Origin of the sequence: Sneathiella sp. (assembly GCF_036844445.1) — a bacterium.
Lineage (GTDB): Bacteria > Pseudomonadota > Alphaproteobacteria > Sneathiellales > Sneathiellaceae > Sneathiella.
Genome location: NZ_DAIUFV010000005.1, coordinates 299,061 through 311,942, shown reverse-complemented (window position 1 = coordinate 311,942; position 12,882 = coordinate 299,061). Strand labels below are relative to the sequence as shown.

At 57.7% G+C, this 12,882-nt stretch carries 11 protein-coding genes; 5 read left to right on the top strand and 6 right to left on the bottom strand.

All coding sequences use genetic code 11. From position 1 onward, the window contains the following. The first annotated feature begins 87 nt into the window (after positions 1 to 87). The 5 genes from V7Z56_RS12285 to V7Z56_RS12265 all read left to right on the top strand — a co-directional run bounded on the left by V7Z56_RS12285 (position 88) and on the right by V7Z56_RS12265 (position 5,890). Positions 88 to 912 carry an MFS transporter gene (locus V7Z56_RS12285; protein ID WP_334129795.1) on the top strand — a complete coding sequence of 275 codons (825 nt, stop codon included), beginning with the start codon at positions 88 to 90 and terminating at the stop codon, positions 910 to 912. Positions 913 to 1,361: 449 nt separating this feature from the next. Further along, the gene (locus V7Z56_RS12280) at positions 1,362 to 2,573 is read left to right on the top strand and encodes an NAD(P)/FAD-dependent oxidoreductase (RefSeq protein ID WP_443023804.1); all 1,212 of its coding nucleotides are present in this window, start codon (positions 1,362 to 1,364) and stop codon (positions 2,571 to 2,573) included. A 172-nt stretch (positions 2,574 to 2,745) separates the two neighbouring features. After that, positions 2,746 to 3,594, top strand: a complete 849-nt coding sequence (locus V7Z56_RS12275) for an alpha/beta fold hydrolase (RefSeq protein WP_443023803.1) — start codon at positions 2,746 to 2,748, stop codon at positions 3,592 to 3,594. 13 nt (positions 3,595 to 3,607) lie between these two features. Further along, on the top strand, positions 3,608 to 4,357 hold the full coding sequence (locus V7Z56_RS12270) for an SDR family NAD(P)-dependent oxidoreductase (protein WP_334129789.1): 750 nt from the start codon (positions 3,608 to 3,610) through the stop codon (positions 4,355 to 4,357). Positions 4,358 to 4,549: 192 nt separating this feature from the next. Continuing rightward, positions 4,550 to 5,890 (top strand): ferredoxin reductase family protein, encoded by a 1,341-nt coding sequence (locus V7Z56_RS12265; RefSeq protein WP_334129788.1) that lies wholly within the window; start codon positions 4,550 to 4,552, stop codon positions 5,888 to 5,890. Positions 5,891 to 5,924: 34 nt separating this feature from the next. Here the strand turns inward: V7Z56_RS12265 and V7Z56_RS12260 are convergent, their stop codons facing one another. The 6 genes from V7Z56_RS12260 to V7Z56_RS12235 form a co-directional block, all read right to left on the bottom strand. Continuing rightward, positions 5,925 to 6,533, bottom strand: a complete 609-nt coding sequence (locus tag V7Z56_RS12260) for a hypothetical protein (RefSeq protein ID WP_334129787.1) — start codon at positions 6,531 to 6,533, stop codon at positions 5,925 to 5,927. A gap of 362 nt (positions 6,534 to 6,895) precedes the next feature. Further along, complete coding sequence (locus tag V7Z56_RS12255; RefSeq protein WP_334129786.1) at positions 6,896 to 7,771, bottom strand: isocitrate lyase/phosphoenolpyruvate mutase family protein; 876 nt, start codon at positions 7,769 to 7,771, stop codon at positions 6,896 to 6,898. 32 nt (positions 7,772 to 7,803) lie between these two features. After that, positions 7,804 to 9,012, bottom strand: a complete 1,209-nt coding sequence (locus V7Z56_RS12250) for a pyridoxal phosphate-dependent aminotransferase (protein ID WP_334129785.1) — start codon at positions 9,010 to 9,012, stop codon at positions 7,804 to 7,806. A gap of 76 nt (positions 9,013 to 9,088) precedes the next feature. Next, positions 9,089 to 10,066, bottom strand: coding sequence for an extracellular solute-binding protein (locus V7Z56_RS12245; protein WP_334129784.1), 978 nt, complete (start codon positions 10,064 to 10,066; stop codon positions 9,089 to 9,091). Positions 10,067 to 10,083: 17 nt separating this feature from the next. Further along, entirely contained in the window at positions 10,084 to 11,724 is a 1,641-nt protein-coding gene (locus V7Z56_RS12240) for an ABC transporter permease (RefSeq protein WP_334129783.1), read from the bottom strand. Next, positions 11,721 to 12,800, bottom strand: coding sequence for an ABC transporter ATP-binding protein (locus tag V7Z56_RS12235; RefSeq protein ID WP_334129782.1), 1,080 nt, complete (start codon positions 12,798 to 12,800; stop codon positions 11,721 to 11,723). Before V7Z56_RS12235 ends, V7Z56_RS12240 begins: the two co-directional genes overlap by 4 nt. Positions 12,801 to 12,882: the final 82 nt, after the last annotated feature.

The window sequence follows — 12,882 nt, the reverse complement described above, 5'->3', positions numbered from 1 at the left end:
CCTTTGTGCCATTTTACGCCAAACAGAGACTATGTCGCATTCGTCTGACAGCACCCTCTTTTTAGCGTTGTCGGGGTCGGCGCGGGAATTGCCTTCGTTGCATGGCGGGTCATTGATACTCGCTCCCGATTGATAGAGCGAAAAATATTCACCGATCCGCAATTCACTTTCGGTTTCGTGGTGAGCTTTGTCGCGGGATTCGTGCTTTCCGGCAGCGCCTTTCTCATTCCGGCCTTCGCGCTCAAGGTTCTTGCGCTGCCCGCAATGGATGCCGGGTTACTGCTCCTTCCATCAAGCGCGGCGGTCGGGGCAGGATTAGTGATCGCCGGTACATTGATTACATGGAAAAAGCTCAATCCTTTGCTATTTACCCCGCTCGGAATTGTTCTTGTCATGACCGCCATGTGGATGTTGTCGGGGTCCACCTCGGAAAGCGGCGCCGAGGATCTATGGCCGAGCCTTTTGGTGCGCGGACTTGGCCTTGGTTTCCTCTTCATCTCGATCACCATTTTTACACTTACGCGCCTTGACGTCGATCATGTTGCGTCGGGTGTCGGCCTTTTCAATTTCGGGCGGCAAATGGGGGGTGTCATCGGCATTTCTTTCCTGAGTACCTACCTCGACCGTCAGACCGCGCTCAACAGGCGGGTGCTGATTGAGAATATGGATCTCGCCAGTCTGCCGTTTCAGCAGTATCAGGAAACATTGTCTACAGCGTTGACAGGTCGCGGGATAGAGCCGGAGAGCGCGATGCAAGGCGCCCTGGCTGTCATTCAGAAAAATATCCTGTTACAGGCGGCGGTGCTGTCGTTCAACGAAGCCTTCTTTTCACTTGTTTTGTTGTTCCTGGTGGCCGCGCCGTTGGTTATGGCCTTCAAGGGCGTGCAGAAACTGATGGGGCGTCATCGGTGACACCGCAAGTAACGCGACCGTAACTCCCTATGTCCAGCATACCATCATCAATGGTGATATCTCGGGTGCTGTCGGTATAGCTGTCCGCTGGCTGGATATCCTCTTTTTCGCGCATCGATCACCGTTTTGGTGTGGCTATTCTATACTTATGCAATAGCCTTTCTCGACTAGAGTGCAATCGTCAGGAGGGGTCAGGAAGCATAGGTTTTGTCTTGTTCGGTAAACATTCGTCACCAAAACAGGACAGAAAGAAATGCCCCTGAATTTGCGAAACAAGAGCGTACTAGTCTCGATATCGTCGGCTATATCTTTCATATCCGAGTTGGTGTCGCAGAGTTGCCGGGCACTACAAACCAGGCCGTCAGGCACCCCCCTCCCACTCCCTGAAGGTCCTCTACTCCCCTGGACCAGTCTGCCGGCCTTTCTTGCACAACAAGGAAGGAAAGATAATGGCTAAACGCATCTTGATCATTGGTGCCGGTTTCGCGGCCACTGATGCTGCTCTCTCCGCCGCGCGTCTTCGCGCCTTGCAGAAAGTCTCAAGCGATGAACTGGAAATCACGGTAATCGCGCCTGATCCGGTTCTAACCGTCCGTCCGAGACTGTATGAGCCAAACCCGGAAAAAATGAAAGTGCCGCTTCTCGATCTCTTCAGCGCTGTCGATGTGAATTTCGTTTCCGGAACAGTCACCGGGATAGATACGGACGATCAATCGATTACGTTTGAGAACCGCGGGAATGAGGCGCAAAAATTGCGTTACGACCGGCTGGTGCTTGCCGCGGGCAGCAGCTTGTTCCGTCCTCCTGTGCCCGGCGTCGATCAGCATACCTTCAGCGTTGACAGCATTCCGGAGGCCGTTTCTCTTGATTTGCATTTGAATGGTCTCACAAAGCGCCCCGATAGTCCAAAAAGGAATACGATAGTCGTCGCAGGCGGCGGATTTACCGGCATCGAAGTTGCGACCGAGATGGCAACTCGCCGTCGGAATATCCTCGGTCCGGGCGGTGATGTCCGGGTGATCATCGTCGACCGGTCATCGAACATTGCGCCGGATATGGGCGATGAGGCGCGGCCGCATATCACTCAGGCACTCCGGCAACTCGGGATCAGGGCGATTACAGCTACAGCGATCACGGGTGTCGATGCTGACGGCGTCACCCTCTCAAATGGTGAGAGGATCGATGCATCCACAGTAATCTGGGCGGCGGGAATGCGCGCGACACCGCTTACCGCATGTATCAACGCAGAACGTGACAATTTTGGTCGTCTTCTGGTCGATGCCTACCTCGCAGTTCCGGGCGTTGCGAATGTCTGGGCGACCGGGGACGCGGCGAAAGCGGCAAGTGATGATCTTGGCAACCATACCCTGATGTCCTGCCAGCACGCCAAACGTATGGGCGCCTATGCGGGCAACAATGCGGCGGCCAGTTTGTTGAACGTCGATCCGGAGCCGTATCAGCAGCGCACCTATGTCACCTGTCTTGATCTCGGCGAACCCGGCGCTCTTTTCACGCGGGGTTGGGATCGAAAGGTAGAGGCGACCGGTGCTGACGCCAAAGCGATAAAGCAGGAGGTCAACACCATCTGGATCTATCCGCCCAAGGCAGATCGGGCGACGGCGCTCGCCTATGCGAAACCGAGTTCGGTCGTGGATCTCTAGTCTCCAGACCGACGACTGTAACGCCTCAGAGGATTGCACAATGGCTCACAACCAATCGACGATTATAAGTCGCCGCAACTTTCTCTCCGCCAGCGCTTGCGCTGCCCTTCTTACCACCTGCGCGAGCGAGGTGCTTTCCTCGACTTTGCCAACTCCAACAGAAAAAGGACAAATGATGACAAATTTCATAACTGTAACGGACGGTGTCCGGCTTTTTTACAAAGACTGGGGACCGCAGAATGCCCAACCCCTCATGTTTCATCATGGCTGGCCGCTCACATCGGACGAATGGGATAACCAGCTCCTCTATTTTCTCGCCAAAGGCTATCGGGTGATCGCCCATGATCGCCGGGGGCATGGCCGCTCTACCCAGACGGATCAGGGAAATGAGATGGATACCTATGCGGCCGATGTGGCCGCATTGGCGGAGGCGCTTGATCTGAAGGGCGCTGTTCATATCGGCCATTCAACCGGCGGCGGCGAAGCCGTTCATTATGTGGCGAGATCCAGGCCCGAACGCGTAGCGGGACTGGTTCTCATCGGCGCCGTTACTCCCATCATGGTAAAAACATCTGCAAATCCCGGTGGATTGCCGATTGAGGTATTTGATGAAATCCGGGCCGGGCTCGCGGCGAACCGATCACAATTCTACATCGATCTGGCGTCGGGGCCATTTTACGGATTTAACCGTACCGGTGCGAAGCCGGTTCAGGGGCTGATCCAGAACTGGTGGCGCCAGGCTATGGCAGGAAGCGCCAAAGCCCAGTATGACTGTGTCAAGGCGTTTTCGGAAACAAACTTCACGGACGACCTGAAAGCCGTTAACGTCCCAACCCTGGTCATGCATGGGGATGATGACCAGATCGTTCCTTATGCCAATTCCGCGCCCCTGGCGGCCAATCTCCTAAAGAACGCCACCCTCAAAACTTACAGCGGGCTCCCGCATGGTATGTGCGGAACGCATCCTGATGTGATTAACCGCGATTTGCACGCCATCATCGCAGCTTGGCAAGTGAAATAGGAGATATCGACTTATGAAATCGTTGAAAGGACAAGTCGCCCTTGTAACGGGCGGTAACAGCGGCATTGGCAAGGAAACGGCCCGGCTGTTTGCGCAAGAGGGCGCGCAAGTGATTATTACAGGCCGGAGAAAGGATGTGCTGGAGAGCGCCGTTGCAGAGATTGGCTGCGGCGCTGTCGGTATCGCGGGCGATATTTCTGACCTTGCTCATCAGGGCAGCCTTGCGAATGAAGTTAAACACAGATTTGGCGGCCTTGATATCTATGTCGCCAACGCGGGTGTCATTCATCTCTCTTCGGCGGCGGAGGTGACCATTGCCGATTATGATCACCAGTTCGATGTGAACACACGCGGCACTTTTTTCGGTGTTCAGACAATGCTTCCCCTGATGCGAGATGCAGGTCGCATTATCCTGGTCAGCTCCCTCGCCGCGAGCAAGGTGCTGGAAAATCACGCGGTCTATGCCGCAACCAAAGCGGCGATTAATTCCTTTGCCCGTTACTGGGCATTGGAATTAAAAGCCCGGCGGATCCGGGTCAATGTCTTGAGCCCCGGGCCAGTCGACACGTCCATTCTGGCCAAGCTCGGTATTTCCGAAGATGAACGACCCGGGTTCGAGGAGATGATGCGGACCCTGATCCCGGCAGGTCGCTTCGGCGAGGCAGAAGAACTGGCGCAGGCTGCGTTGTTTCTTGCGTCCGACTCAAGCAGCTTCATCAATGGGATGAATTTGCACGCGGACGGTGGCATGTCACTGGTGTGACGGCCGCACGCCAGCGCGGGCCGTGATGTTGCTGCACTGCATTTTCAGCAAAATGCAAGGCGATCAGGTTTTCGATCCTCTTTGCGCCGAGGTTTTCGTGATATACCGTTTGACGACGGACACCGTTTTGCCCAGCGGGGAATGAACGCAGGGGCGCGTCCGGGTTGGTCCACTGTTTTCGGGGGGAGACGAATGTTGCGGATCAAATTGGTGTTCTGGATTGGCCTTGCCCTGCTGACGGGGCTGTGGCTTGCGGCCGCACCCGGTGTCTTCGCGGCTGACGGATTATTTCCGCTGCGGACATTCATGCTGCAATACAGCGGACTTCTGGCCTTTTCGATGATGAGCGTCGCAATGATCCTGTCGCTCCGCCCGCGCTGGCCGGAACGCAGGCTTGGCGGGCTGGACAAGCTTTACCGCCTGCATAAATGGCTCGGCATTGGCGGTCTTGTCCTGTCGATCACGCACTGGCTGTGGGTCGAGGGGCCGAAATGGGCCGTTGGCTGGGGCCTTATCGAACGCCCCCCGCGCGGCCCGCGGTCGCCGATTGAGGATCCAATCGCCGCCTTCCTTGCCGGCTATCGCGGCACAGCTGAGGACGTGGGGGAGTGGGCGTTTTACGCTGTTGTTGCGCTGATCGTCGTCGCGCTCGTGAAGCTGGTGCCCTATAGCGTATTCCGCCGGCTGCATCGCATGATGGCGCCGGTTTATCTCGTGCTGGTGTTCCACGCGATCGTCCTGACCGAATTTAGCTACTGGACCCAGCCGGTCGGGATCGTTCTCGCGGTACTGCTGGTGGGGGGCACTTACGCGGCCGTGATCTCGATCCTCGGCCGGATCGGCGCGGGCCGTCGGGTTGCCGGCGAGATCATCGAGCTGACCCGCTTCCCCGGCGTTCACTCCCTGGAAAAGCTGATCAAGCTCGGGCCGGGCTGGCCGGGACACCAGCCGGGGCAATTTGCCTTTGTCACCTCGGATCCGGGCGAAGGGCCGCATCCCTATACGATCGCCTCGGCATGGGATCCGGCCAGCCGACGCATCAAGTTCATCACCAAGGCGCTTGGCGATTACACATCAAAGCTTGGCGATCGGCTGGAGGTCGGCCAGTCTGTGACCGTCGAAGGGCCTTACGGATGCTTCACCTTTGATGACGACTGCCCGGTGCAAATCTGGATCGGCGGCGGCATCGGCGTTACGCCATTCATCGGGGCCATGCAGGCGCGGGCCTGGCAAGGGGCTACGGCGGATAAGGTCATCCATCTGTTTCACACAACGGCCGAGGTCGACGAGATGGCATTCGACCGGCTGCAGGCTGATGCGACGGCGGCCGGAGTACAGCTGCACCTCATGATCGACGCGCGGGATGGGCGACTGACCGGCGAGCGGATCCGCGCGGCCGTGCCGGATTGGCGCGCGGCGAGCATCTGGTTCTGCGGCCCCGAGGGATTTGGTCACGCGATCCGCAAGGATATGGCCGCGCATGGGGTGCCGATAGCAAGCCGCTTCCATCAGGAACTGTTCCAGATGCGGTAGCCCGTAGTTGGTCAGCAGCCCACAACGCCAATGACTATCTGACCGATTTGCGTCTGAAAGGGCCGGGGACAAGCGTGTGTACGGACAGACCGTTGTCCCGGTGCTCGCCGCCCATAATCGCGGCGAACCACGCGGCGCCCGCGCCAAGTGCGGCGCCGGCGCCGATGGCAAACGCCATGATGATCGCGTTGCTTTGAGTAAGGCGAACGAGGATACTGTCTGTCATGACATCCGGCGCGGCAGGGCTCGCCGCTGCGCCAACGGCTGCGAGCGCCGCGAGCAGAGCCATCAGTACCGCCACGATCAGGGTTGAACCTGCCCACACAACAAGGCCATGCGTGCCGTCGCGAAATTCAACCTCGGAGGCCGCAGCGTCGCCGTGCCGCGCTCTCATGCGTCCCGCGATATATCCGCCGGCAGAGCCGCTTGCCGCCGCCACGACGACGGTCCAGAGGCCGGCGACGATGACGTTCCACGACGCGCTGCCATCCTCCAGCAGCGGCTCTCCCAAAGAAAGACCGACCCCGGCTCCGAACTGCAACAGGACAATCGCCAGGGCACAGGAAACCGCAATGCCGCCGGTACTTGCACCCCACTCCAGATAGGACCGGCCCGCGTCGATCGGCGTGACAGGCGGGGCCATTCTATTTTCATGTGCCATGGCCGTCACCGCAGCCCAAGGAATGACAATATGAACATAATGACGACGATAAGTCCGATGAGGTAAATAATTCCGTTCATTGTTCTGCTCCGCTTGTGGTTACGCCACGACAAACGCATCAAAGCGAAATAAGTTCCGCAGGGGGATTCGCATGAACCTGCGGAGAGGCAGCAATCAATGATGGACAGGCTGTGGGAGCGATTGGATGGCCGCGGGACGATGCGCGAGGAGGGTTGCGGGTAGGCCGCGCCGCATCATCCTTCAGGAGTGCAATCAGGGGAAGGCGGGGCGAGTGGCGGTGCCGCCGTATCGGGCGGCATCGCTCTCCTGGATCAACGTCTCAATCAGCGCAGAAAGCGCTTCTCGTTCTCTTTCACTTCATCCATTTTCTGCAGGCGGAAGATTTCCGAGACGGGGACGATGTCCGCGTCGGCATTCTGGATGCCGCCATCCTGAATGATCTGGGCAAATATCTTTTGCATCCCGGTCACCGCGGCGCGGATTGCATGGTTGCCGTAGATAAGAACGCCGACCTTGTTCAGCGCCCGGGCGCGCGCTTCGGTCATTTGCGGATAGGCGGTCGGCACGATCACAATCCGGGCTTTGCCGTCCCAGGCGTTAATGAAACTTTCGATCTCGTCAGGCGTTTTCTGTTTTGAGTGGATCAAAATCATATCGGCGCCGGCCGCCTCATAGGCGCGGGCGCGCTCAAGTGCTTCGCGTTCACCGAGCCCCGCGATCAAAGCTTCCGTGCGGGCGATGATCAGGAAGTTGGGATCCTTGCGCGCGCTCAAAGCGGCTTCGATCTTCCCCTGAAACTCCGCGATGGAGAGGAGATCCTGCCGGCCGCCGTCGATAAGTGACGTGACCTTGGGGAACATTTTGTCTTCGATCACGACGGCGGCGGCGCCCGCCGCTTCGAACTCTCTGACGGTATAAATGACATTGATCGCGTTGCCGTAACCGGTATCGACGTCCGCGATGATCGGCAGTGACGTCCGGTTCGCCATATTGCGCATGTTGTTCAGATGCTCCGTCATGGAGACGAGCGACACGTCAGCCAGCCCCATCGCCGCCGAGATTTCAAATCCGCTGGCCCAGATGCCGTCAAACTCGGCTTCCTCCACCAGCATGGCCGAGAGCGGGTCATGCGCCGCCATCACGCGGGCCATGCCGCCGCTCATAACGATTTCGCGCAAATCTTTGCTAGTTTTTCTCATTGTTCCACTTTCCAATGGCTATTGATCGCGTCTTAAGCGCGCGTCAGTTTGGAGACAGCGTCGCCGATCGCGGCGCAGGCATTTTTCAGGTCGTCTTCCGATGAGGCGTAGGAAATACGAATAAACCCATCCGCCATAAAGCCCGATCCGGGGACGACGGCGACGCCTGCCTCCTCCATGAGGTACATGGCGAAATCCATGTCGGTTGCCAATTTCTGGCCCTTGGGCGTCGTCATTCCCAACAGCGCCTCACATCCGACGAAAACATAGAAGGCGCCGTCAGGCGTATTACATTCGAGACCGGGAATCTCGTTGAGCATTTTCACAACGATGTTTCGGCGCTGCTCGAATGCGCGGCGAAACTTGCCGATAAAGCTCTGGTCGCCGTTCAGCGCTTCCACCGCCGCATATTGCGAGATCGAGCAGGTGTGAGATGTCGATTGTCCCTGCACGGTGTTCATTGCCTTGATGATCTCAAGGGGCCCGCCGGCATAGCCGACACGCCAGCCCGTCATGGCGTAGGATTTTGAAACGCCGTTTACCGTCACCGTGCGGTTTGCAAGATCAGGGGCAACCTCCGCCATGGTGCAGAATTTAACGTCGCCATAGACCAGATGCTCATAGATATCGTCCGCCAGCACCCAGACATCCGGAAACTCGCGCAGCACCGCCGCAAGCTCTTCGAGATTTTTGCGTGAATAGACGGCGCCGGTCGGATTGGACGGCGAATTGAGCATCAGCCATTTGGTTCGCGGCGTAATTGCCGCGCGGAGATCGGCGGGCTGCATGATGAAGCCATCCCTAGCGCGGGTTTCCACCGCAACCGGCGTGCCCCCGGCAAGCTTCACAATCTCCGGATAGGACACCCAGCAGGGGGTCGGAAAGACCACTTCGTCCCCCTCGTCAAGGCTCGCCATCAGCGCGTTGAACAGCAATTGCTTTGCGCCGCAGCCGACGGTGATCTGGTCGGCCGTGAAGGTGAGGTTGTTCTCGCGCTGAAATTTCTTGACGACGGCTTCGCGGAGCGCCGGAATTCCGGCAACGGCCGTGTATTTGGTATGCCCGGCGTGGATCGCCGCAACGGCGGCCCTGGAAATATTTTCGGGTGTTGCGAAGTCCGGCTCGCCCTGGCTGAGAGTGATGATCGACTTGCCCTGTTCCTTCAGGCTTGTCGCGAGCGCGGTCATGGCTTTAGTTTGCGAAGGCTTCACCGCCGACAGTTTGGCAGACAGGATGCCCATGATCTATTCCTTTAACAAATGGAAGGGCGGAGGCCAGCCGTGACTGGCCTCCCAATATTGAGAGATGTTGCGGTAATCAGCCGCGTGCTTTGGCCCAAAGCTCCAACAGCATCTGGCGCTCTTCGGCGGCCTTGTTCTGATCGATGTCAATAACCTTGATATCGTTCATAAGCGGCAAACCGCTCGCCTGGAGCGCTTCGTCGAGATCCGCTCGAGAGGGACGGCGGAAAGTGAGCGCGACCAGTCCCGCCTGCAGCTCTTTTGACAGCAGGATATCATAGACGCGTTTTGCGTCTTCCGGGTTTGGCGCATTCGCAATCAGGGCGAGGCCTTCAGGCGATAGGAACGTGCCGTCGGTCGGGTAGACGAGTTTGATCTCCTTCTGGCCGCCCGCAACATAGCGCTGCGCGGCATATTCCATCGTCATGCCGACAGGAAACTCACCCTGTGCAACGGAGCTGTAGACGCCGCTGGTCGATCCCTGAAGCTCGACGACGTCGGCGAGCCTTTGGACGCCCTCTTCGCCGTAGAGCGTGTAGATGCCGTAAAGCTGCGCGTAGGCGGAGCTGGAGTTGACCGGGTCGGCCATCGTGACCTTACCTTTCCAGCTTGCGTTCATAATATCGTCCCATGACTTGGGGAGATCGTCCTTCAGAACGGATTCATTGACCATCAGCACCATGACGTGGGTGTTTGTTCCGGTCCACGGATCGTCCTTGGCCTGAAGTGCAGGCAGCAGATTGTCGACCTGCGGGCTTTCATATTTCTGCAGGAGATCAGAGTATTCGGCGAGGGTTGAGAAACCGCTGCTCCAGAAGAGGTCCGCAACATTCGACGCTTTTTCCGCTTCAATACGGCGCAGCAGGGTTCCGGAGCTACCGGCAATAATATTTACTTTAATATCCGGCGCCTCTTTCCGGATGACGTCGAGCGCCAGGGCGACGGAGTCTTCGCTGTTCGAGGTGTAAAGATTGACATCGCCCGCCGATGCCCCCGTCACGCTTGAGATTGCGAATAACGCGGCTGCGGTAACGCTTAGGAATGTAGTTTTCATTTATAGCCTCCTGGTTGTTATGATGAGAAGAGCTTTACTTTCGTCAACTTGATCCCGACGAACACAGGGACCATAATAATGATCATATTGATTACGCCGAAAGCTGATGCGCGCGCCATCAGGTCGCTGTTAATCAACCGGAAAATCTGGATGGGCAGCGTTTCCTGTCCGGCGTGATAGATCACCACGCTCGCGCTGAGCTCGGAGACGGTGGTGACCCATGTGAGGATCGCGGCGGCAGCAATTCCCGGCGTCATCAAGGGCAAAATCACATTGAGAAATGTCCGCACCGGTGAGACGCCAAGGCTGACGGACGCTTCTTCCAGCGAATTTGAAATATTATGCAGATTGGAGGATGCATTGCGCACGCCAAAGGGCAGTCGCCGCAGCATCATTGCGAGCACCATGATCGCGGCGGTCCCGGTGAGGACCAGCGGGCCAGTGCTGAACGACTGGGCGAGCGCGATACCGAGCACGGTTCCCGAAATGGTCAGCGGCAGCAGCAGCAGATAGTCGAGCGCGGAGCTCAGCGCCGTCCGCTTCTTCACGAGCAGGTAGGAAACCAGCGTCGCAAACATCACGCCGAGCAGGGTCGCAAGGGAGGCAAATCTGAGCGAGTTGCCAATAATTTCCAGGTTGAAGTCGAAGATACGGGCGTAGTTGTCAAACGTAAACTGCCCCCAATACATCACCGGCCCGCGGGAGAAGGTGAATGACCCGATCAGAACTACCAGAACAGGCAGCAGCGACAGGACGATAATCAGGCCTGCGGACCCCGTCGCAAGCCACGCCTTGGCGCCTTTGGGTTTGAAGCGCGGCGGCGTCCTGCCGGCGACCATCTGATAGTCGCGCTTGCTGATATACCACCGCTGCAGGAACAGAACGGATGCGACCAGCAGGATCGAGACGGTCGCCAGCGTTGACTGCATCGTGGGGTTGCCGCCCATTTCGCTGATGAAGCTGCGATAGGTCAGCACGGACAACAGCGGCACACGTTGACCAAGCGTAATGGCGATCGCGAAATTGCCGACAACGAGCGTGAAGACGATCAGCGCGGCCGACAGCACAGCCGGAATAACCGTCGGGAAAACAACCTTGAAATAGGTGCTGAGGGGTGTCGTACCGAGACTCTGACCGGCTTCTTCCAGACTGACGTCAAACCCGCGCAGCGCGGCAAGCGCGGCGAGGAAGATATGCACATAGTAGGTCAGCGTCATCACGAAGATCAGGCCGAACCATCCGTAAAAGCGCGGGAACGGGATACCGATCGCATCAAAGAGATGGGTGACCAGACCGTTATTGCCGAACACCATGATCCACGACTGGGCCGAGATCAGCTCCGGAACAATCAGGACGGAGAGCGGCAGAAGAAAGACGATATTGGAAAAGGGGATCTCGTATCGCGCCACGATAAAGGCAAGGAAAACGCCGACAATCGTGCAACAGAGCGTCACGGATAGCCCAAGGATAATCGAATTCAGCAACGCCTCGAGATAGCGTCCCTGCGTCAGGAAGATGACAAATCCGTTCAGGGAGAAGGCGCCGCTTTCTCCAATGAAGCTGCGCAGCAATATCCCGGCAATCGGATAGGCGATAAACAGGCCGAGGAACAGAAGGGCCAAAAGGCTCAGTAAACCCCAGGGAAAAAACCTGCTCATCTTGATCCCTTGGGAACAAACAGGCAATTGTCGTTAAACGAGATGATGACCCTGTCGCCGCGATTGAGCGGTGACGCCGCCGCCTCGCCGAAGGTCTCGACATTGACCTCTTGTTCGCTTTCCAGAACTACACGGTAGCTTGTGCGGTATCCCTGGAACTGGGTTGACCTTATGTAACCGGCAAGCTCGCCCTCGCCCCGCCCGTCCGTCTCTTTGCGGATATTCAGATTTTCCGGGCGCGCAACCATCAGGTATTTCCCGTCTTCCGCAACGGCCATCGTCCGGCCGCTCACCCGGGTCCCGCTCACCTCAAAAGTTCCGGGTCCGACACGCTGTTCGCCAAGCGGCGTCGCGTCCATCAAATTTGCAGATCCGACAAAGCTCGCCACATAGGCAGTCAGCGGGTTTCTATAGACTTCATCGGGGGCGCCGCACTGGTCGATGCGGCCATCTTTCATGATGGCGATCTGATCGGACATGGCCAGAGCTTCTTCCTGGTCATGGGTCACGAATATTGTCGTCGTTCTGGTTTCAAGCTGCAGGGATCGGATGACATCCCGCATCTGGACACGCAAGGACGCATCCAGATTTGAGAGCGGCTCATCCATCAAGAGTACCCGGGGCTCAATTACGAGCGCGCGGGCAAGGGCGACGCGCTGACGCTGGCCGCCGCTCAGTGCTGCCGGCAGTCTTTCACTCAGGCCGCCGAGACCCACCCGCTCCAGATACTCCGGTACTTTCCGGGTAATTTCCTCGCGCGGCGTTTTGCGGGCGCGCAGGCCATAGGCGACATTGTCGAATACGGTCTTGTCAGGGAAGAGCGCATAGTCCTGAAACACCATGCCGACGTTACGCCGGTGGGGCGGAATACGCGTTACGTCCTCGGTATCGAAATGCACCGATCCGGCGCTGGGTGATACGAAACCCGCGACGACCCGCAGCAGGGTTGTTTTGCCGCATCCGCTCGGGCCAAGTAGCGTGAAAAAAGTTCCGTCCGCAATGTGATGGTCAATGCCTTTTAAGACCTCGACGTTATTATAGGATTTTTTGATATTGCGTAAGTTGAGTTCTGTCACATCCGAAGCCCTGTTTTACCAGACTCTGCCGTGTCCGGCCCTAATTTCCGTTTAGGGGAACCGGGTTAATAAAGAAAGCGCA

Bases quoted from the DNA above. Each gene is read 5' to 3' on its own strand.
- V7Z56_RS12280 (WP_443023804.1), top strand. From the start codon at position 1,362: ATGGCTAAACGCATCTTGATCATTGGTGCCGGTTTCGCGGCCACTGAT.
- V7Z56_RS12245 (WP_334129784.1), bottom strand. From the start codon at position 10,066: ATGAAAACTACATTCCTAAGCGTTACCGCAGCCGCGTTATTCGCAATC.
- V7Z56_RS12275 (WP_443023803.1), top strand. From the start codon at position 2,746: ATGATGACAAATTTCATAACTGTAACGGACGGTGTCCGGCTTTTTTAC.
- V7Z56_RS12240 (WP_334129783.1), bottom strand. From the start codon at position 11,724: ATGAGCAGGTTTTTTCCCTGGGGTTTACTGAGCCTTTTGGCCCTTCTG.
- V7Z56_RS12265 (WP_334129788.1), top strand. From the start codon at position 4,550: ATGTTGCGGATCAAATTGGTGTTCTGGATTGGCCTTGCCCTGCTGACG.
- V7Z56_RS12250 (WP_334129785.1), bottom strand. From the start codon at position 9,012: ATGGGCATCCTGTCTGCCAAACTGTCGGCGGTGAAGCCTTCGCAAACT.
- V7Z56_RS12255 (WP_334129786.1), bottom strand. From the start codon at position 7,771: ATGAGAAAAACTAGCAAAGATTTGCGCGAAATCGTTATGAGCGGCGGC.
- V7Z56_RS12260 (WP_334129787.1), bottom strand. From the start codon at position 6,533: ATGGCCCCGCCTGTCACGCCGATCGACGCGGGCCGGTCCTATCTGGAG.
- V7Z56_RS12270 (WP_334129789.1), top strand. From the start codon at position 3,608: ATGAAATCGTTGAAAGGACAAGTCGCCCTTGTAACGGGCGGTAACAGC.